Source organism: Zobellia alginiliquefaciens (genome assembly GCF_029323795.1).
Lineage (GTDB): Bacteria > Bacteroidota > Bacteroidia > Flavobacteriales > Flavobacteriaceae > Zobellia > Zobellia alginiliquefaciens.
The window spans coordinates 4541156-4560834 of record NZ_CP119758.1; the positions used below are offsets into that span (position 1 = coordinate 4541156).

The following is a 19679-nucleotide window of genomic DNA, read 5'->3' on the forward strand; positions in this document are numbered from 1 at the left end:
TTTTTTATTAACTATTGTCCTAATCTAGATTTTTCAGTTGCTGCGCCTGTTCTAGAATTGGACCGTTTTACTTTGTTATTGCCAAAAGGATAGGTATATCCAATAGTAAAGATTCGTGAAAAACCAGATTCTGGACTATAGGATACATTAAATCTGTCTCCAAAAGCCTCTCTGGTTAAACTACCTACCTGAGAACGCATATCCATACTTTCAAAAATATCGGTTATCGTAAATTGCAAACTACTTCCATTTTTAAACTCTTTTTTTAGTCCCCCGTTTAAAGTTCCAAATCCCCTGAATTTAGTACTTCCGTTGAAATGTTGTGAAGTGTACCAACCCGATAATTCTAAAGATACATTTGCAGGCAAACGTAAGGTTTGGCTTCCATTAAAATTATAATGTAAATAATTATGAGTTTTAGGTTCATCGGTATGTAATAGCTTAAATGTTCTATAACCTACTGTAGCATTAAGGTTTACATTCCACCAATTTGCGAGCCTTATAGGTATGTTGCTCTGTACGTCTAAATTTCTTTGATAGTCCAAATTTACAGGAGCAATTACCGCTACATTACTTTGGGCGTTTCTTGTAACTTGATAACGGGCAATTGGGTTTTTTTCATTCGATGCCATAATGGATACGCTAAAAGAGTGAATATTATAAGTTATACTTATGTTGTTGGTTATGGCGGGTAATAATTGTGGATTTCCACTAAATACGGAAGTGGGGCTATTGTACACTAAAAAAGAAGCCAAGTCTGAATAATTTGGTCTAGTTATACGTTTATTATATGCAATATTCAATGCCGTAGTATCAGAAAATGAATGGGTTAGAAACACTGTTGGGAAAATTTTCCCAAAACTTCGATTCAAGTCGGAGTTATCAAAGTTTTGATTCCAATATTCATATCGTAAACCCATTTGTGCTTTTGTTCCTTTCCCGAGACCAACATCAAGTATGGAATAAATAGCACCTATATGTTCTATATTTTCAATGTTACTGATAAAGCGGTCATCGGGCTCATATTCATCATTCTGTAAAATTTCTATACGGGCATCGTTTTCGGTTTTGGACAGGGAACCTTTTACTCCACCTTCAAAAACCAAATCTTCTTTAAACTGGTGTTTATAATCTAGTTTAAGTACGCCAACCTTAATGTCAGTTTCATTAAACCCTCTGTTTCCTCTATTGTAAATTTCATTTTCAGGCTGAAAAGAATTGCCATTTTCATCAAAATAAGAACTTTTGACTTGGTTGGGTGTTCTGGTATTGTATTTTATGAAATCTGCCGAGACCATAAAAGTATTATCATCTTTTTGTGTTTCATAAAAAGTGGACATGTTTAAATTAGTTAGCCTGCCATTTCCGTTTAAGATAATCTGTGCATCTAAAAAAGGATTGTTCGTAAACTCGTACATACCTCTATTTTTTGTTAGCACCAATGGTTTAGATATGTTGTACAATACATTGGCACCCCAAGTTGAAGTTTTGGTAATTTGCCTTTCGTATCCTAAGTTAAAATTATGATTTCTATTAATTTGTTTGGTATGACTTGCAAAATCAACCGAGGTAAATCCACCTAAAACGGGTATTTCAGTGGTGCCTTTTGCATTGAATCCACCATACGTATCATCATACGAAAAGGTATAGCTACCATAGAAATTTGCTAGTTCACCACCGTGGTTTATAGAAAGGCTAGTGGTCTGTTTTGGTCCTTCACCATGTCCGGCGCTTACATTTAAATTTCCCTGCGAGCCTAAAGTTTCATTCTTGAAGGTTACTATATTGATGATACCAGCATTACCGTCCACATCATACCGAGCGGAGGGATTGGTGAGCAGTTCTATCTTTTCTATGGTATCTGCACTCATACCATTTAGCATAGCTATCAAATCTGAAGTAGGCATTCTTTGTGGTTTACCATTAATAAGCACCAAGGTTCCGCTTTTTCCGTTCAAAGAAAACGTATTGTTATATTGATCTAAGATCACTCCCGGTGAACGCTCTAATAGTCTTAATACGGTAGTACCCTTGCTCATAACACTGGCTTGTACATTTATTACACTACCTTCTTGTGTGCGCTGTATTAATCTACGTTGCCCTTGAACCGATACACCCTCTAACTCCGTTACCTCTTCATGCAGGTTGATGTTTGAGAAATCATGTGCATAAGGAAGTAAAGTAACCTCAAGCAAACCAGATTGCCATGTTTGGAAAGATAGTAGACTTATCTTTAATTTAAAACTGCCCATACGAGTAACAGCTATATCAAAATATCCATCGTCATCACTAATTCCTCCAGAAATTAAGGTGTTCGTTTTTGCATCGTGCAGCGTTACATTGGCAAATGCAACAGGGTTGTTTAATTCATCCAATATTCTTCCTGTTATCTGTGCCGAAATACTAAATGAAATACTAAGGACAATTAGTGTAGTTACAAATCTTAAATTCATTGCGTTTAATTTTAAGACAAGTACCGCTAACAAAGCACAGCATAAAAAAGCGATTGATGAACAGAGGGATATTCATTATAAGAGGAGCATATATCCGATTTTTTGCTTCGATAGATACATATGTGTCATCAATTACCTTTCGTCAATTATTAGTTACCTGATAGCAAGTTCTAACGTAATCTTTTGATATAAAGCAAGTACCATTGTATCTTGTTGCAAAAGACTTTAAAAAACTATGCCTGGTAGTTATGAAAATACAGTAGTATCATTTTTGATACGCTATAAGGTGCATCATGTACTTTTTTGGGCATGTTATCATTTTGTTTGGTGGACGGTATATACCAATAGTATTAGTTCAGTTATAGACTCGTTTGAACATACCCATACCATTATTAAGTATTTGGGTTATGTGGTAGTACAAGCGGTTGGAGTATATTTTTGTCTGTATGTTCTCATTCCAAAATACTTGATTAAAGGCAAGTACCTTCATTTTTTTATTTCAGTTGCTATTGTGATTTTAGGTATGGCTGCCCTAATAACAGCAAATTATTTTTTTGCGGCGAGCTTCTCTGAACAATCGGTTTATGTACTTTTCAAAATTAGCCCTGCGGCACCCGCTACTATTTTTTTACATAATGCCCTATCTTCCTGTATTTCGGCTACAACTTTAGGCATGAGCATTAAGTTGGCTAAGAATTGGCTAGATGCTCAAAAACGACAGCAACTATTGGAAAAAGAGAAGCTAGAAACCGAACTGAAATTTCTAAAATCACAATTCAATCCGCACTTCCTTTTCAATACCATAAATAGCATTTTTGTATTAATCAACAAGAATCCTGAAATGGCATCAGAATCGTTGGTGAAATTTTCCAGTCTAATGCGTTATCAATTGTATGAATGCAATAGCAATCAAATACCACTACGAAACGAACTTGCATACATTGAAAGTTTTATTGAACTGGAAAGTTTAAGACAGAATGATAATTTTGATCTTGAAATTAAGATTCCTAAAATAACAGCTGAAACTCTTACCGTTGCACCATTTATATTAATTCCGTTTATAGAAAATGCCTTTAAACATATTTCAGAAGATAAAGAATTGCGAAAATGGCTTAACCTTTCTATCGGCATAGAAAATAATCAGCTTAATTTTGAACTGAGTAATAGTGCTAATTACGAGGTTCGCCATCAATTGCCGGAAGGGATAAATTATGGTGGATTAGGACTCAAAAATGTAAAGCGTAGGTTAGATTTAATTTATCCAAATGCGCATGTGCTTCTTATTAAAAAAGGTAAAGATGTACACACCGTAAAGCTAGTTCTAACACTTGCCCATATTGTTAGGGCACACTTAAAAAAGGTTTCGGTATGATGCGATGTATTGTTATAGATGATGAGCCGCTGGCTAGGGAATGTATAACCAACTATATAGACCAGATAGATATGCTAACCTGTGTAGGCACAGGTACGTCTGCTTTAGATATACCGCGTATTTTAGAAAAAACTGATGTAGACTTGCTTTTTCTGGATGTACAAATGCCTCTTATGAACGGTCTAGAATATTTAAAATCTAATCCTAATGCACCTATGACCATTTTAACTACAGCATTTCCAAATTACGCCATTGATGGGTTTAACCTTAATGTACTAGACTATTTGTTAAAGCCTATTTCCTTTAATCGTTTCTTTACCGCAATTACAAAAGCCCGCCACCAATATCAACTCATAAATAATGGTATAGCATTAGTGAAAGAAGAGGAGAGTGGTTGCTTTTTTATAAAATGCGATGGTAAATACGAAAAAATTAATCACCATGATATTCTTTTTGTACAAGCCATGCAGAACTATGTGATCATACAAACTGATAAACGTAAATACGTTACATTATTGTTCTTAAAAAATGTACAAGAGAAGTTAAGTCAAGATGCTTTTATACGAGTTCACAAATCATATATAGTCGCTATTGATAAAATTGAAGGTGTCGCCCAACACGAACTACAAATAGGAGCACATAAAATTCCACTAAGCAGAAATTATCGTAAAGAGGTCGTGCCTAAAATAATTGGAGATAATCTTTGGGATAAAAAAGATATCTAACCGCTTCCCTTATTTTCTTTTAATTTTTTTCAGGATTATACCTCCATCCTTTTGTTCTAATAAGTGTATGTATTGGTCTGGATATATATACCTTGTTTTTTACCTAAACTTCCATTTTTGTTACCAAACGCCAACAGGTTTTGGTCCTTAACTTTGTATTAAATAACAAGAACATAAGCAGTTATACAACTTTTAAAAAATAAAAATCATGAAAACAATAGAACATACAAATGCACTTGAACAAGCTCTTGCACTAGAAATTCCTACACGAGAAGCTTCTTTAAGACGCGATCCATCTGTTGCTCAATTTTGGAATGACAACCGTACATTGTTAGAAGACGCTTGGGCAGAATGGGAAACTGAAAATAAAGACGATTTACTGGTTCCTGATGAAACCTTGCTTGACCCACGTTTACGTAAAGCAATTAAAGACGCTTGGGAAAATCCAGAAAAAGAATCTGCCGTTGCCGATTTGTGGGAAGAAATTATTCCTGGTGTTTATGTTGCACAGTTTTTTGATGTTGAACGTTTAGCAGAATTCCGCAGTTATTTGGAAGATGTGGTCAACTCAAAGATTCCGAAACGCGCACCTTACGGTATTCAATTGAATCGCTATGGTATGATGTTAGATCCACGATCGGAAGGTCATCTTGCAGCTCCTAATTTTCAGGCATTTTATAATGAAATGATGGATCGTTACATGCGTCCGATCGCTCGTTTGCTACTTGGCACTTATGGCTACGATAACCAAACCTTTGGTTTCTCTATTCAGTACAATCCAGATAAGGATAAAGATTTACACGCACATACGGATGCCTCGGCTGCAACCTTAAATATCAACATTAACTTACCTGATGAAGAATTTACAGGTTCACAAGTTGATTTCTATGATAAATCTTCCGGAAAAACGGTACAAACAACTTTTGAACCAGGTAAGGCAATACTACACCGTGGTAATGCACCACATGCTACACACCCAATCACCAGCGGACAACGCAGTAACTTGGTAGTATGGCTATATGGAGACCGCATGCAAATACCAAGAGGTAGTACCAGCAGCTATGGTGGTGGCAATAACGCTGCATCCAAAGTTGTGACGGCAGAAGACATCACGGCACGCCAGCGTTGGAGTTTACCAGATGGTCCTAAAGATACCATTGCACCGTTTTAAAAAGACATGAAGTATGCGTTATGCACTTACTGCTTATAGTGCGGTCTAATAAATAACATTGGAAACTGGCAACGCTTGTGTTGCCGGTTTTTCACCAACAATAAAATTATGTATACCAAACCAAAATACCCAATTTCAACAGTTCTTAAATGGACCAGGAGATATATTTATATCTTTTTTATAACCGCATTAATCCCGGTTCTACTTTACGAAGTGGCAGGTTTTAAATGGTTAACGTTACCGTGGCAACCTATTGGGCTAATTGGTATGGCACTGGCATTTATTACTGGTTTTAAAAACAATGCTTCTTACGACAGGCAATGGGAGGCTAGAAAAATTTATGGCGGTATAGTAAATGCCTCTCGTTGGTTTACAACAATGGTTAATGATTTTATAACCAATAGCTATGCCGATATTCATAAAACAGAGGCCGAAATGTTTCAAATAAGAAAAACCATGGTTTTACGGCATGTCGCTTGGATGAGTGCTTTAAGACACGCCTTGCGCCAAAAGAAAACCTGGGAAACGGCCAAAACAAATAAGTCGGATCAAGAGCATATGAAAAAAATAAAGGTAATAGAATTTGAAAATACGCTATCAGATGAGTTAGAAGGTTATTTGTCCTTGGATGAAAAAGCAGCGGTGCTCTCTAAAACAAACAAGCAAACTGCGGTCTTAAATTTTCAGTCTAAACACATTAGGCAATTAGCTTCATTAGGATTAATTGATAACTTTAGACACGTAGAATTTCAGACTGTAATTGGGGAATTATTTACCCTTCAAGGAAAAGCGGAACGTATTAAAAACTTCCCGTATCCCAGACAATTTGCTACTTTAAACTCCTATTTTATTTGGGTTTTTATTTTCATAATGCCATTTGGGTTTATGCGTCAGTTCGATTTAACTGCCCAATCATTAGTTGCATCTGGTGTACACAATGCGTTTTTTGGAATTTTTGTAGAACATTTTGTGTGGTTATCCATTCCGTTTACCATTATTATATCGTGGATATTTTTTGCTATGGAACGCGTAGGAGATACTTCTGAAAATCCGTTTGAAGGAATGGGTAATGATGTGCCAATATCCACCATTTCTAGGGCAATAGAAATTGATATTAGAGAAATGATCGATGATGACAAGCATCACATTCCTGATCCATTACCAGAATATGCCAACACCCAAATGTAACGATTAACCTAAGATTTTATACTTAAAAAAATTTCAATAGATAAAAAGTTTAAAAAAATGAAACATATATTAATAACAGGAAGTACAGACGGCATAGGCAAACTTTTAGCGTTACGTTTAGCGAAAGAGGGACACTTTGTGGCTATCCATGGTAGAAACCAAACAAAATTAGAAACTACATTAAAAGAAATAAAAGAGCAATCCAATAACGAAAATGTAATTGGCTTTTTAGCGGATTTTTCAAGCCTAGCAGATGTTGAAAAAATGGCTGCAGATGTCATTGAAAAAATGCCGAAAATTGATGTGCTGGTTAATAATGCAGGTATTTTTACCAGTAAGGTAGATAGTACTCCTTCGGGAATTGATATTCGTTTGGCAGTAAATTATTTAGCACCGTATCAACTTACCAATTCAGTTTTAAGTTTACTTAAAAAATCAGAAGCCCCACGCGTGGTAAATTTGAGTTCAGCGGCACAGTCTCCGGTTTCATTGATCGCATTAGAAGGAAAAGCGAAATTAGGTGCTAATGAAGCCTACGCGCAAAGCAAATTAGCCTTAACCATGTGGAGTTTTGATTTGGCTGCGAAAGAACCTATTATTCTTGTGGTAGCCGTTAACCCTGGTTCATTATTAAATACAAAAATGGCGAAAGAAGCATACGGACAGCATTGGTCTCCCGCTGAAAAAGGGGTAGACATTCTATACGATTTAGGTATGACCGATAGAGCTAAAACAGCATCTTATTTTGACAATGATAAAGGTGGGTATTCGCAAGCACATCCGGATGCTTATAATTCAAGAAAGATTGAAGAACTCATTGCATTAAGTGACACCATCACTTTAGAATAGAATAAGTTATAAAGAAAAATACGGATGATTACTGTATAAAAAGTAAATAACAATGATTCTTTGCATTGTAGTTTCAGCTAAATTTGCGTTATGAAGAATATATTAGTTTTATTTTCTCACCCTAAGTTTGAAAAATCTAGGGCAAATTCCATTTTAGCGGATAAAATAAAGGATAAAGTTGGGGTAACATTTCATGATTTGTATGAGTGTTACCCCGATTTTCATATAGATGTGGATGCTGAAAAAGCACTGGTAGAGTCTCATGATATTATTATTTTCCATCATCCATTTTACTGGTATAGCTGTCCTCCTTTAATGAAGCAATGGATAGATATGGTTTTAGAGTTTGGTTGGGCTTATGGTCCTTCTGGAAACGCTTTGCTTGAAAAAAAATGGTTGAATGTGATTACTACCGGTGGTTCCAAAGCTATGTATTGTGAAAATGGAATTAACTGCTATGCTATCAATGACTTTTTACGTCCTTTTCAGCAAACGGCCAACTTGTGTGGCATGCGGTATTTACCTCCTTTTGCCGTTATGGGTACTCATAAAATAGAGGATGAAAAGTTGCATACCTACGCGGATCAGTATGATAAACTAATCGATTTATTAATGGATGATGTAGTAGTGGCCGAAGTAAGTACCATTTCTTTTTTAAACGATATTCCACAACTAAATACGTAAAGCTATGACAGGTAGTATTCTTTTTGAAGCCATAGTCTTTTTATTGGGCGCAATAATCTGTGTCTCTATTGCCAAGCGCTTGGGGCTAAGTTCTGTTCTGGGATATTTACTGGCTGGGGTTTTAATAGGTCCTTATGTATTGGGTTTTATAGGAAACGAGGGCGAAGACATTCTTCATTTTGCGGAGTTCGGAGTAGTTATGATGCTATTCTTAATTGGGTTGGAGATTGAGCCTAAGAACTTCTGGAAAATGAGGAAGACAATTGTGGGAATGGGAGGTATACAAGTTGCCGGGACCATGTTGCTTTCTTATTTTTTGTTCATATTATTTGATTTTGATTGGAAAGTGGCCTTAACTTTTTCTATGGCTGTTGCCTTGTCATCTACAGCAATAGCACTACAAACGATAAAAGAAAAAGGGCTGTTGAATACCAATTTTGGGGCTTCCTCATTCTCTATTTTATTGTTTCAGGATATCGTGGTAATATTCATGTTGGGAGCTTTACCATTACTGGTAAATACAGACATACCTGCTGAAGAAAGCCATAGCGAACATGCTAACCTTCTCCAAAATTTACCATTAGGCTTACAGACTTTGGCCATTCTGGGTTCAGTGGTAACCATAATAATAACCGGTCGTTATTTAATTGTTCCGTTATTGCGTAAAGTTGCAAAAACGGGAGTTAGGGAATTGCTGATAGCTGCGGCTTTGCTTATCGTTTTTAGCATTTCATTTTTAATGGAATTGGTAGGACTAAGTCCTGCTTTAGGAGCGTTTTTAGGTGGTGTAGTTTTATCCAATAGTGAGTTTAAGCACGAGTTGGAAAGCACATTGGAGCCCTTTAAAAATTTACTTTTAGGACTGTTCTTTATGGCGGTTGGTGCTTCCATAAACTTTATAGTTATTGCAAAAAGTCCGTTGACCGTAGGTGGTATCCTAGTAGCGGTTATTGTTTTAAAGGCATTGGTCTTATTTATTACAGGTTCCTTTTTTAAGTTGAAATTGAATCAAAAATTATTACTTACGTTTAGTTTGGCACAGATTGGGGAATTCGCCTTTGTACTGCTCTCGTTCGCTTTTTCGTTGAATATTTTGGAACAGGATCAATTAGATATTATGTTGGTGGTAACAGCATTGACCATGACGGTTACACCCATAATAGGAATTATAAATGAAAGACTTTTATTACCAAGATTGGGCACCAGAGAGTCTATAAAAAGACCAATGGACCATATTGCAAGGTCGCAGAAAGTAATTCTAGTAGGTTTTGGACACTTTGGTAGTACTATTGGTAGGTTTCTGCGTACCCATGGGGTGGAAGCTACTATCTTAGATCATGATTCCAACCGAGTGGATTTTCTGCGCAAAATGGGTTTTGAAGTGTATTATGGGGATGCCACCAGAATGGACTTATTAGAATCCGCAGGTATTTCTGAGGCAAATATTCTAATCTGTGCCATGGATAATCCGGAGGTGATAAAACAACTGGCGAAAACCGTAAAAAGTAAATATCCCAAAGTAAAATTAATGGTCAGGGCAAGGGATAGGTATGCGGCCTATGAGTTTTTAAATTTGGAAATCGACCATATTTATAGGGAATCTTTAGAAACGTCATTAAAATTGGCTAGTGAGGTTTTAAGCCAAATGGGCTTTAGACGATATACGTTGCAGCGTCAAATCCAGAATTTTATTAAGTATGATGAAGATAGTATTAGACGTTTGGCCAAAGAGAAAATTGGTGATGAAAATTACATCTTTAAAGCGCGTAAGGAATTAGAACAACAAGAGAAACTACTGGAACAAGACTTTAAAAGAGGTGTTGTTGAATTTGACACCCATTGGGATGGCGAACAAATAAGAACTGCATTAGAAGAGAATCAAAATTAATTTAATAACACATATATAAAACGGCTGTTTACATATTAAACAGCCGTTTTTGTATTTTTAAGTCTTCTCAAAATTCTGCTCGTGTGGGAAATAGAATATGCCTGGTCGTATTTCCTCTACCTCAAGCCTTTTTTTTAGTTAATAAAAAGAATACCAAACGTTTAGTGATTATTTGTTAGAAAAAGTAGAGTTTTTTTCTTCAATTGTCAAGTTTTTGATCAGTTCGTTTTCTTTTCTTAATTGGACACCTTCTGTATCTTGCCCATATCAATTTAACTCAAAATGCCCCTCAATGAATTTTTCAAAATTAGTAGTTATAAGTGTTTGTCTACTTAGTTTCGCCTGCAAGAGTGAACCTGAACAAGAACCTGCTGTAGAACAGATGGAGCAAAAGTTACCTAATGAGGAAGAATTAACCCCAACTGAAGTGGTTGAGGAGGAAGATACTGATGAAAATGCCAACAGTGATATCGTATATGATTTCACGGGAAAAACACCTCCACAGGCTCCGGAGGGAATGGAGTGGAACCGGATTGATGAACTTTCGGATGAGTTTGAAGATGCCGATTTAAATACTTCAAAATGGACTAAATCCCTGTGGAATTATGGGGTCCCGGTTCAAATGGTTGAAGAAAATTCGGGAGTGGCCGATGGTAATTTATGGATAAAAGCTACGCTGGGCAATGATAGTGAACGTTGGTTTGAAAGTTCAAGGGTTATGTCCATTGCCGATGTAAATTATCCGATGTTTACGGTGAGTAGAATCAAGAATGCCCATATATCGGCCTACAATACTTTTTGGTTGAACAATGGCAATATTTCTAATCGTAATGAGATTGATGTTATAGAAAATAATTCAAACCCTTCTTGCGATTGCCAACCGGACTTTCCATGGCAGATGAACGCACAGTATTTTCATGTCATTGACGATGAAACCAAACGTAATAAAGGGAATTTTGATAATCGTGAGCTTTCAGACGAAAACCCTTTAAAAGGAGTGCCTTGGAATGAGGACTACCATACGTTTGGGGTTTGGTGGAAAGATGCTACACACATTCAGTTTTATTTGGACGGGGAACCAGCGGGAAATGTGGTTTCTGCAAGAGAATTTACAAGAAACTTAAATATCATATGGGACCTGTGGACCGTAGATGCCGATTGGTTGGGCGGTTTGGCACAAAAAGAACATTTGTCGGATAGTACATTGAATACTATGAAAATAGACTGGATTCACACCTACAAACTGGTTGATAAATAACATTTACAATTGAGAGTTGTTTAGTTTAGTTGAATAAGGCGTTGACGTTTAGTTGATGCCTTATTTTTTGTTCTTAACTATCTTACATATATTAAATTGTGAAAAATCAAAAAAAAATATTTTTAAAACATTTAGTATATTGTTACGGTACCAAAAGGTTTTGAACACCATACAGGTTGGGGTTTCAGGGTTTATAAAGGTTCACCCAACACCATCCGAATATGAAAATAAAAATTGCTGTACTTCTAACATTTTGTACCATTGGAAGTCTATTTGCCCAAGTTGATAGTTTACAGATTCCACCGAAAAAGAAGTTGTTTAAAAAAACAATTGTTCCTCTTTCTTTGCTCACCGCAGGTATACTATTATCGGACAGTAATTTTGAAAAAAAACTTCACGAAACCGCGCAAGGTTGGGTGGGCAATGATTTTCGTACACATTTGGATGATTACACCCGTTATGCTCCCGTGGCTACTATTTTTGTTGCGAACGTAGCCGGAGTAAAAGCAAAACACCATTGGTTTGACCAAACTAAAAATCTAGCGGTATCCATGATACTTACGGATGTGGTAACCAGAGCCATAAAAAATTCAGTGTATAAAATAAGACCGGACGGTTCTAATGACAATGCATTTCCTTCTGGGCATACTTCTATTGCTTTTGCTTCTGGTTCTGCTGTTTATGAAGAATATAAGGACACCAATGCCTATTTAGCATATAGTGGTTATGGTTTTGCCACAGTAACGGGTGGTTTAAGATTATTTAATGATAAACACTTTATTTCTGATATTCTTGCAGGTGCTGGAGTAGGAATATTAATTACCAAACTCGTTTATCATTTTGATTATTTATGGAAGTATAATCCCTTCTTAAAATTTAAAAATGTAACACTGGTTCCTCGTTACGGTCAAGGAAATGTTGGGTTATATTTCTCAAAGTCTTTTTGACATAATTTTTCTCTTCTTTTTTATCGATAACGAAAGTCCAAAAAGGATGTAGTAATAGGTGGAAAATCTTCTTTTGGTACTTTAGGCTATTTTATTTGAATTGCTGAAAAATTAACGTCTTTGAGCAGAACTCACTTGCCATTTTTATTAAGCTAAAATCTATTTTGATTGCAGCCCTTACCTCTTTGTATCTTTTATAGTTTGACGTCTACTTGAAATAGTATTAATGACTCAAAATAATTCATGAAAGAACAACATATATTAGAGCCTTACAAATTAGGAAGTTTAAAATTGCCGAACCGTGTGGTTATGGCGCCTATGACCCGTAGCAGGGCTAATAACGACGAAAAGAAACCTACTGAAGATTTACACGTACCCTATTATACACAGCGGGCTACGGCCGGACTCATTATAACCGAAGGAACACAAGTTTCGGAAAGAGCGGTAGGTTATATTAACACTCCGGGAATTCATTCTAAAGCCCAAGTAGATGGATGGAAAGAAGTAACCCAGTCAGTTCATAAAAGAGACGGTAGAATATTTGCCCAATTGTGGCACGTAGGAAGAATTTCGCATCCCGATTTCCATAACGGAGAATTACCTTGGGCGCCATCCGCAATAAACCCTGAGGCTGAAGTCTTTACTCCGGAAGGAAAGAAAAAGACGGTAACTCCCAAGGCAATGACTATTGAAGAAATAGAAATCACTAAAAAAGAGTTTGTCCGTGCAGCTAAAAATGCAATTGAAGCAGGTTTTGACGGTATTGAGATACACTCGTCCAACGGCTATCTTTTTCACCAATTCTTTAATGCGACAAGCAATAAAAGAGATGACCAATATGGTGGTAGTATTGAAAACCGGGCGCGATTTTTCTTTGAAGTTCTAGAAGAAATCAAGAATGTGGTGCCATTAAATAAAGTGGGGGCACGCTTTAATCCTTCCTTACATAATATTTTCGGAATGACTATGGATGAAGAAACCATTCCGGCCTTCGATTATATAATTGAAAAGCTGGACAGGGATTATGATTTGGCATATATCCATTTGTCCGAGCCGTTTAATGACGTGTCCGAAGTTGAGTTTGCCGAGCAACACATAGCCAAACGCTATAGACCAAAATATAATGGCACACTGATTATAAATACCGGGTTTGACCAAGAAAAAGCAAATAAGGTATTGAGAGAAGGGAATGCCGATTTGGTGGCATTCGCAAAACTTTTCATCTCCAACCCTGATTTGGTCGGTCGCTTTCGCGAAGGAATTGAAAGGACCGAGTGGGATGAAAGTACATTTTATACCACCGGCAAAGAGGGCTACACAGATTATAAAGCAAAAACAAGAGAATTAATCCCCAACCTATAACCATACATTAAATATTAACCCTAAAATCTAAATTGAAAATGGAAACTTTAGTAAACGGATTTTCTACAAAAAACCCGGCAACCGGAGAGGAAATCAAGGAATATGAATATATGAGCACCGAAGAAGCTCAAAATGCAGTTGAAAAATGTCATAAGGCCTTTAAAGAATGGCGGTTGACTTCGTTAGAAGAACGAGCCAAAATTATAAAGGCTATTGGTGAAGAACTCGCAAAGAACAAAGATAAATTCGTGAAATTAATGACCCAAGAAATGGGTAAAGTCATAAAACAGGGCGCTCCTGAAATTGACCTATGTAGCGGTATTTGCGAATATACGGCCACAGAAGGTCTAGAACTTTTAAAGGACGAGGAAAGAGAACTCCCAAATGGAGGGAAAGGAGTAATTAGCTATTCTCCAATAGGGGTAATCTATGGCATACAACCATGGAATTTCCCGGCATATCAGGCGGTGCGGTATTCAATTGCTAATTTAATGGCTGGTAACGGCGTGCTACTAAAACACTCAAGTGGAGTAACAGGTTCGGCATTGCTATTAAAAGAAATTTATGAGAGCGCTGGTCTTCCAAAAGATTTATTTACGGTCTTGTTAATCGAACATGATCAATCTGATGAAATCATCAAAAATGAATTGGTTCGTGGTGTTACCTTGACCGGGAGTCCGGATGCAGGAAAAATTATTGCTGAAAAAGCAGGAGCAGTTCTTAAAAAGACAGTTTTAGAGTTGGGTAGTAATGACGCGTACTTGGTATTGGACGATGCCGATATTGAGCTAGCGGCTAAAACGAGTGTTATGGGTAGAATCTATAACAATGGGGAAACCTGTGTGGCAGCGAAGCGATTTGTTGTAGTTGATAAAGTCTATGATCAGTTTCGTGATGCTTTTGTTAAAGCGATGAGAGATGTGAAACTAGGCGACCCAACCGATGAAAACTCCGACTTAGGACCCATGGCTCGCGAAGATTTACGTGAAACTCTTCATAAGCAGGTGCAGAAGAGTGTGGAGAAAGGCGCTAAAGTACTTATTGGTGGTGAAATGCCAAGTGGCGCCGGATACTTTTATCCCGCAACAATTCTAGAGAATCTAGAACCCGGGCAGCCCGCATATGATGATGAGCTTTTTGGACCGGTCGCATCGCTTATTAGAGCAAAAGATAATGAAGACGCCATGCGTATAGCAAATGATAGCAGATTTGGTTTAGGTGGGGGTATTTTCTCAAAAGATGAGGATAAAGCCTTTGAGTTGGCCAAAAAGTATTTTGATACCGGAATGGTGTTTATCAATTCATTTGGATTGGCACAACCAAATATGCCTTTCGGAGGTGTTAAAAATTCGGGTCACGGTAGGGAACACGGTGGTTTTGGAATACGGGAATTCGTAAATGTGAAGTCCGTGATGAAAGTGAATATGGACTAATATTTTTCAAACTTTTTAGTAAAAAAGGGGTCTATGTTCAAATGTTTGTGAACATAGGCCCCTTTTTCATTTCAAGAATTTCAATAGAAAATGTATTTTTTTTATTTTCTCAATGTATATCAATCTAAAACAAATAAAAATGAAAATCACGCATTACGGACAAAATAGCTTATCTATAGAGATAGGAAGCCAAACTATAATTGTAGACCCATTTATCACACAGAACGAACTTTCAAAAGATAAGGTAGACATCATGCAATTAAAGGCAGATTATATTTTTCTGACCCACGCCCATTTTGACCATATCTTAGATGCGGAGGCCATTGCTAAAAATACAGGAGCCACCATTGTCAGCAATTTTGAGATTTACAAGTATTATGATGAGAAAGGTCTGGACGCCATGCCGATGAATCATGGAGGTTCTCGCACTTTTGATTTTGGTAAAGTAAAGTATGTAAATGCGATACATACCAGTAGCTTTCCAGATGGAAGTTATGGGGGTAATCCTGGCGGATTTGTGTTTTCAGCAGAAGGTAAAACTATTTATATATCCGGAGACACTGCACTTACGATGGATATGAAATTGTTACCGCTGCAATTTGAAATAGATTTGGCAATACTGCCCATAGGCGATGTGGTAACAATGGGCATAAATGATGCCGTTCTTGCCAGTGATTTTGTGGGTTGTAACCGCGTACTCGGTGTTCATTATGATGCTTTGCCCTTTACAAAAATCAATCATGAAGAAGCAAAGCAAACATTTAAAAAAGTAGGAAAAGAGCTGATTTTGCTAGAGGTTGGGGAGACTATGAGCGTCTAACAGGAAAATTAATATAAGCTAAAAGGCCTGAAAGTGTTTGCTTTCAGGTTTTTGTATTAGATGGACTTTGTTTTGTATATGCCTGTCAATAGTTGAAAAACTTTAAATAGTACTAAAACAGAAAGTCTTAGGACCAAAGTAAAAAAGTAAAACTAAATCAGTTTTAAAATCTAAACCGTACAGATAATAAAAATTGGTTAGTAGGGGGTAGGTCAGGTATGATAGTCCTTCCAAGTTGCACACCTATTTCCAATTTCATCTTTTTCTTTATTCTATACCCAATACCCAGATTAACATTGATAAGATTTCCTTCGGCCTTTCCTGTAACTTGGTTAATGTCATAGGTTGGTCCGCCACGGAAGAATACGTACTTCTTTTCATTTACATCGTAAGTAAACACAACGGACGGACTTATGCGCTCATGGGTTCCAAATTTTGCGTAATCCCTTTCTAATCCTACACTTATTTTATCTGATACTTTGTAGTCGAAAGCTCCGTTGGTAAACACTTCGCCATTTAAGCTCACAGGAGTTTCAATACGGTATTGAGATAAATTGGTAATGAGCAAAGAGTCTAATGAGAGATATTCCTTTTGTGGGATTTGCGCTTGTATGTAAGAAGAGAAGTATAAACTGGAAATTACATATAGAAATTGTTTCATTGGGTTATTTTAAACACTTTTCGTTATTAAAAATAGGAAATAGATTACGGTATGTTTAGCCATATACTTCTTTTTGGTAGAAGTTTAACAGCATTGTCAATATTCAGAATTTGAAGTAATGGATGTGATTTAAGGCGTAGGGAGGTTGTTATACATATCTATAGAGATGAGCATCTTCTCTTTTGTAAAAATCTCGTCGATAAAATGGAGGCTTTTGTATAGATGATAACGGTAGACTTCTATTCCCTTTTAATAAAGAAGTTGAATGTTTCACTTTTGGGGTGTTAATTAAAAACACGCTTTAAATGAAACAATACATAATCATAGTAACAAGCATTTTATTTGCACAACTTGCTTTTTCACAAGAAGCCGAAACAACTACAGCTTCAAAAATATGGTCCTTAGAAGATTGTATTGCGTACGCTATTGAAAATAACATCACAGTTAAAGATGCGACGTTGAACGCAAGTATTTCAGAAGTAGATTATAGCAAATCAAAATCAGCTCGGCTACCAAACCTTTTCGGTAGTGCATCTCAGAATTTTTCAAGTGGTACTTCTATTGATCCTATTACCAGTGATTATGTTTCGGATCAAATTCATAGTACCAATCTTGGAATTAACAGTTCAATGACTCTTTTTCAGGGGAATCAACTTTCAAATCAAATTAAACAAAATAAACTTTTACTAGAACAAAATAGTCTGCTGGCGGAAGAAGCTAAAAACAGCATTGTCATCAGTATTTTAGAAAGCTACTTGCAAACTTTATTTAGTAAAGAAGGAATTGCTATTGCTGAAAGCAATTTAGACGCATCCGAAAAAGAGGTACTACGTGCAAAATCTCGACTCGATGCCGGTTCTATAGCCCTAACCGATTACACCGAAGCTCAGAGTCAGGCTGCGACCAACAAATACAATGTTATTACCGCAAAAAATGAGTACGAACAGAATATCATCACTTTAAAACAATTGTTAGAATTATCGCCTTTAGAAAATCTAGAAATCGAAACTATTGATCAGAACATGGATCTATTGAACCTGGAACTCAATAAAGAAGCAATTTATACGAATGCCTTAAACTATTTGCCTGAGGTGGAAGCAAGTAAGACCAACATTTCCGTGAATGAAAAGGAATTGGATATCGCCAAAGGTGGTTACCTGCCCACATTGTCGCTTATAGGAAGCGTTGGTTCTGGGTATACCAGTATAAACGACAATACATTTTCTGATCAGCTGGATGTGAATTTCAACCAGAAATTGGGGTTGAGCTTAACCATACCCATTTTTAACAGGAATCAGACTAAGGCTGCCGTGCAGACCGCATCTTTTAATATAGAAAAAGCTGAGATACAAAAACAAACTGTAGAAAAAGAAGTCATTAAAAAGGTTGAAACCGCTTACCAAAATGCGCTTTCATCACAAGAACAATTGATTGCCGCCGAAGTTTCTAAAGAAGCTGCCGAGCAATCATATAATCTAGCACAGAAAAAATACGAGTTGGGCGATTTAAGTACAACTGATCTAGTTATAAGTCAGAACACATATACCAATGCCCAACAAAATTACCTACAGTCTAAATATCTAAATATTCTGTACCACCAATTATTACAATTCTATCAAGGAAACGAAATTAAACTTTAACTAAAATGAAAAATAAAAACAAAATCATATTAGGCGGTATTGCATTGGTAATCGTAGCCTTTGCAGCCTATAGCTTTATGAAAGGGGATGAAAATACCACCATTGAAGCTAAAACTATAGTCGCCAAAAAAGGAGACGTCACTACCATGGTCACTGCTACAGGAACCATAGAGCCTATAAACCAAGTAGATGTTGGTACACAGGTATCCGGTGTAGTTGAAAAAATATATGTGGACTATAATAGCGTTGTTAAAGAAGGGCAGCTTATTGCAGAGTTGGATAAGACCAATCTAAAAGCTGCAACAGTACAAGCACAAGCCTCATATGATAATGCGGTAAGCAACCGAAATTATCTACAGACGATTTATGAAAGGCAAAAAACATTATATGACAACCAGGTTATAAGTAAATCTGATTATGACGATGCTCTTTACAATTACGAAACCGCAAAGGGTACTGTAACGCAGCGTTTATCTGATCTACAGCAAGCGAGAACCAACTTAGGTTACGCCAATATCTATTCTCCAATTGATGGTGTAGTGCTATCTAGAGATATTGAAGAGGGACAAACGGTAGCCGCAAGCTATAGCACACCAACGCTATTTACCATAGCTCAAGATTTAAAGGAGATGCAGGTAGAAGCCGATGTTGATGAGGCAGATATAGGTGTTGTAAAACAAGGTCAGCGAGTAAGTTTTACGGTTGATGCATACCAAGGTCAAGAATTTGAAGGAGAAGTCACTCAGGTTAGGTTAGATCCTACAGTAACCTCAAATGTAGTTACGTATACTGTGGTTATAAAAGCCGACAATCCTGATTTGAGATTGAAACCCGGACTAACAGCAACGATATCTATTTACACATTAGAGTTAAAGGATGTGTTATCGGTAGAGGCAAAGGCTATCAATTTTAAACCTACCCCTCCGGAAATGATGGCTTATAATGAGCAAGAAAATTTAACCGTTGAACGTCCAGAAGGCGGACCTATGAACAATGATGAAGAATCTACTAAGGTTTGGGTGATGGAATCTAACGGAGCTATTTCCCCAAAAGAAGTGACTTTAGGTGCGAGTGACGGAGTTAATGTTCAAATTCTCAGTGGTATAAACGAAGGAGACAAGTTGGTCTACAGTTTAAAGTCTGAAACCGGAATATCTGGACCACCAGCGGGCGGTTCTGAAGAGAGTCCGTTCATGCCAAAACCACCGGGAGGTAAAAAATAAAAATC

At 36.8% G+C, this 19679-nt stretch carries 16 protein-coding genes; 14 read left to right on the plus strand and 2 right to left on the minus strand.

The features are described from left to right. Nucleotides 1-11 precede the first annotated feature (11 nt). Nucleotides 12-2453, minus strand: a complete 2442-nt coding sequence (locus P0077_RS18690) for an outer membrane beta-barrel protein (RefSeq protein WP_276166715.1) — start codon at nt 2451-2453, stop codon at nt 12-14. A gap of 235 nt (nt 2454-2688) precedes the next feature. Here P0077_RS18690 and P0077_RS18695 point away from each other — a divergent pair, with 235 nt between their 5' ends. The 12 genes from P0077_RS18695 to P0077_RS18750 all read left to right on the plus strand — a co-directional run bounded on the left by P0077_RS18695 (nt 2689) and on the right by P0077_RS18750 (nt 16150). Beyond that, entirely contained in the window at nt 2689-3825 is a 1137-nt protein-coding gene (locus P0077_RS18695) for a sensor histidine kinase (protein WP_276166716.1), read from the plus strand. Further along, entirely contained in the window at nt 3822-4550 is a 729-nt protein-coding gene (locus tag P0077_RS18700) for a LytR/AlgR family response regulator transcription factor (RefSeq protein ID WP_116769099.1), read from the plus strand. The genes P0077_RS18695 and P0077_RS18700 overlap by 4 nt, the downstream gene beginning before the upstream one ends. Nucleotides 4551-4758: 208 nt before the next feature. After that, a complete protein-coding gene (locus P0077_RS18705) occupies nt 4759-5721 on the plus strand; it encodes a 2OG-Fe(II) oxygenase family protein (protein WP_276166717.1) in 963 nt (320 codons plus the stop codon). 108 nt (nt 5722-5829) lie between these two features. Next, on the plus strand, nt 5830-6909 hold the full coding sequence (locus P0077_RS18710) for a bestrophin family protein (RefSeq protein ID WP_276166718.1): 1080 nt from the start codon (nt 5830-5832) through the stop codon (nt 6907-6909). 57 nt (nt 6910-6966) lie between these two features. Next, entirely contained in the window at nt 6967-7758 is a 792-nt protein-coding gene (locus tag P0077_RS18715) for an SDR family NAD(P)-dependent oxidoreductase (protein ID WP_276166719.1), read from the plus strand. Nucleotides 7759-7848: 90 nt separating this feature from the next. Continuing rightward, a complete protein-coding gene (gene kefF, locus P0077_RS18720) occupies nt 7849-8442 on the plus strand; it encodes a glutathione-regulated potassium-efflux system oxidoreductase KefF (protein WP_276166720.1) in 594 nt (197 codons plus the stop codon). Between the two features lie 4 nt (nt 8443-8446). Then, entirely contained in the window at nt 8447-10330 is a 1884-nt protein-coding gene (locus P0077_RS18725) for a monovalent cation:proton antiporter-2 (CPA2) family protein (protein WP_276166721.1), read from the plus strand. Nucleotides 10331-10622: 292 nt separating this feature from the next. Further along, a complete protein-coding gene (locus P0077_RS18730; RefSeq protein WP_276166722.1) occupies nt 10623-11588 on the plus strand; it encodes a LamG domain-containing protein in 966 nt (321 codons plus the stop codon). 221 nt (nt 11589-11809) lie between these two features. Continuing rightward, entirely contained in the window at nt 11810-12535 is a 726-nt protein-coding gene (locus tag P0077_RS18735) for a phosphatase PAP2 family protein (protein WP_276166723.1), read from the plus strand. A gap of 243 nt (nt 12536-12778) precedes the next feature. Further along, a complete protein-coding gene (locus tag P0077_RS18740) occupies nt 12779-13897 on the plus strand; it encodes an alkene reductase (protein ID WP_276166724.1) in 1119 nt (372 codons plus the stop codon). Between the two features lie 38 nt (nt 13898-13935). Further along, the gene (locus P0077_RS18745) at nt 13936-15330 is read left to right on the plus strand and encodes an NAD-dependent succinate-semialdehyde dehydrogenase (protein WP_276166725.1); all 1395 of its coding nucleotides are present in this window, start codon (nt 13936-13938) and stop codon (nt 15328-15330) included. Nucleotides 15331-15469: 139 nt separating this feature from the next. After that, nucleotides 15470-16150, plus strand: a complete 681-nt coding sequence (locus tag P0077_RS18750; RefSeq protein ID WP_276166726.1) for a metal-dependent hydrolase — start codon at nt 15470-15472, stop codon at nt 16148-16150. 163 nt (nt 16151-16313) lie between these two features. Here the strand turns inward: P0077_RS18750 and P0077_RS18755 are convergent, their stop codons facing one another. Beyond that, nucleotides 16314-16811 carry a hypothetical protein gene (locus P0077_RS18755; RefSeq protein ID WP_276166727.1) on the minus strand — a complete coding sequence of 166 codons (498 nt, stop codon included), beginning with the start codon at nt 16809-16811 and terminating at the stop codon, nt 16314-16316. A 305-nt stretch (nt 16812-17116) separates the two neighbouring features. Between P0077_RS18755 and P0077_RS18760 the strand changes: the two genes are divergently transcribed. Together P0077_RS18760 and P0077_RS18765 are read left to right on the plus strand one after the other, a co-directional pair. Further along, nucleotides 17117-18451, plus strand: a complete 1335-nt coding sequence (locus tag P0077_RS18760; RefSeq protein ID WP_276166728.1) for a TolC family protein — start codon at nt 17117-17119, stop codon at nt 18449-18451. 5 nt (nt 18452-18456) lie between these two features. Further along, complete coding sequence (locus P0077_RS18765; RefSeq protein ID WP_276166729.1) at nt 18457-19674, plus strand: efflux RND transporter periplasmic adaptor subunit; 1218 nt, start codon at nt 18457-18459, stop codon at nt 19672-19674. Nucleotides 19675-19679 lie beyond the last annotated feature (5 nt).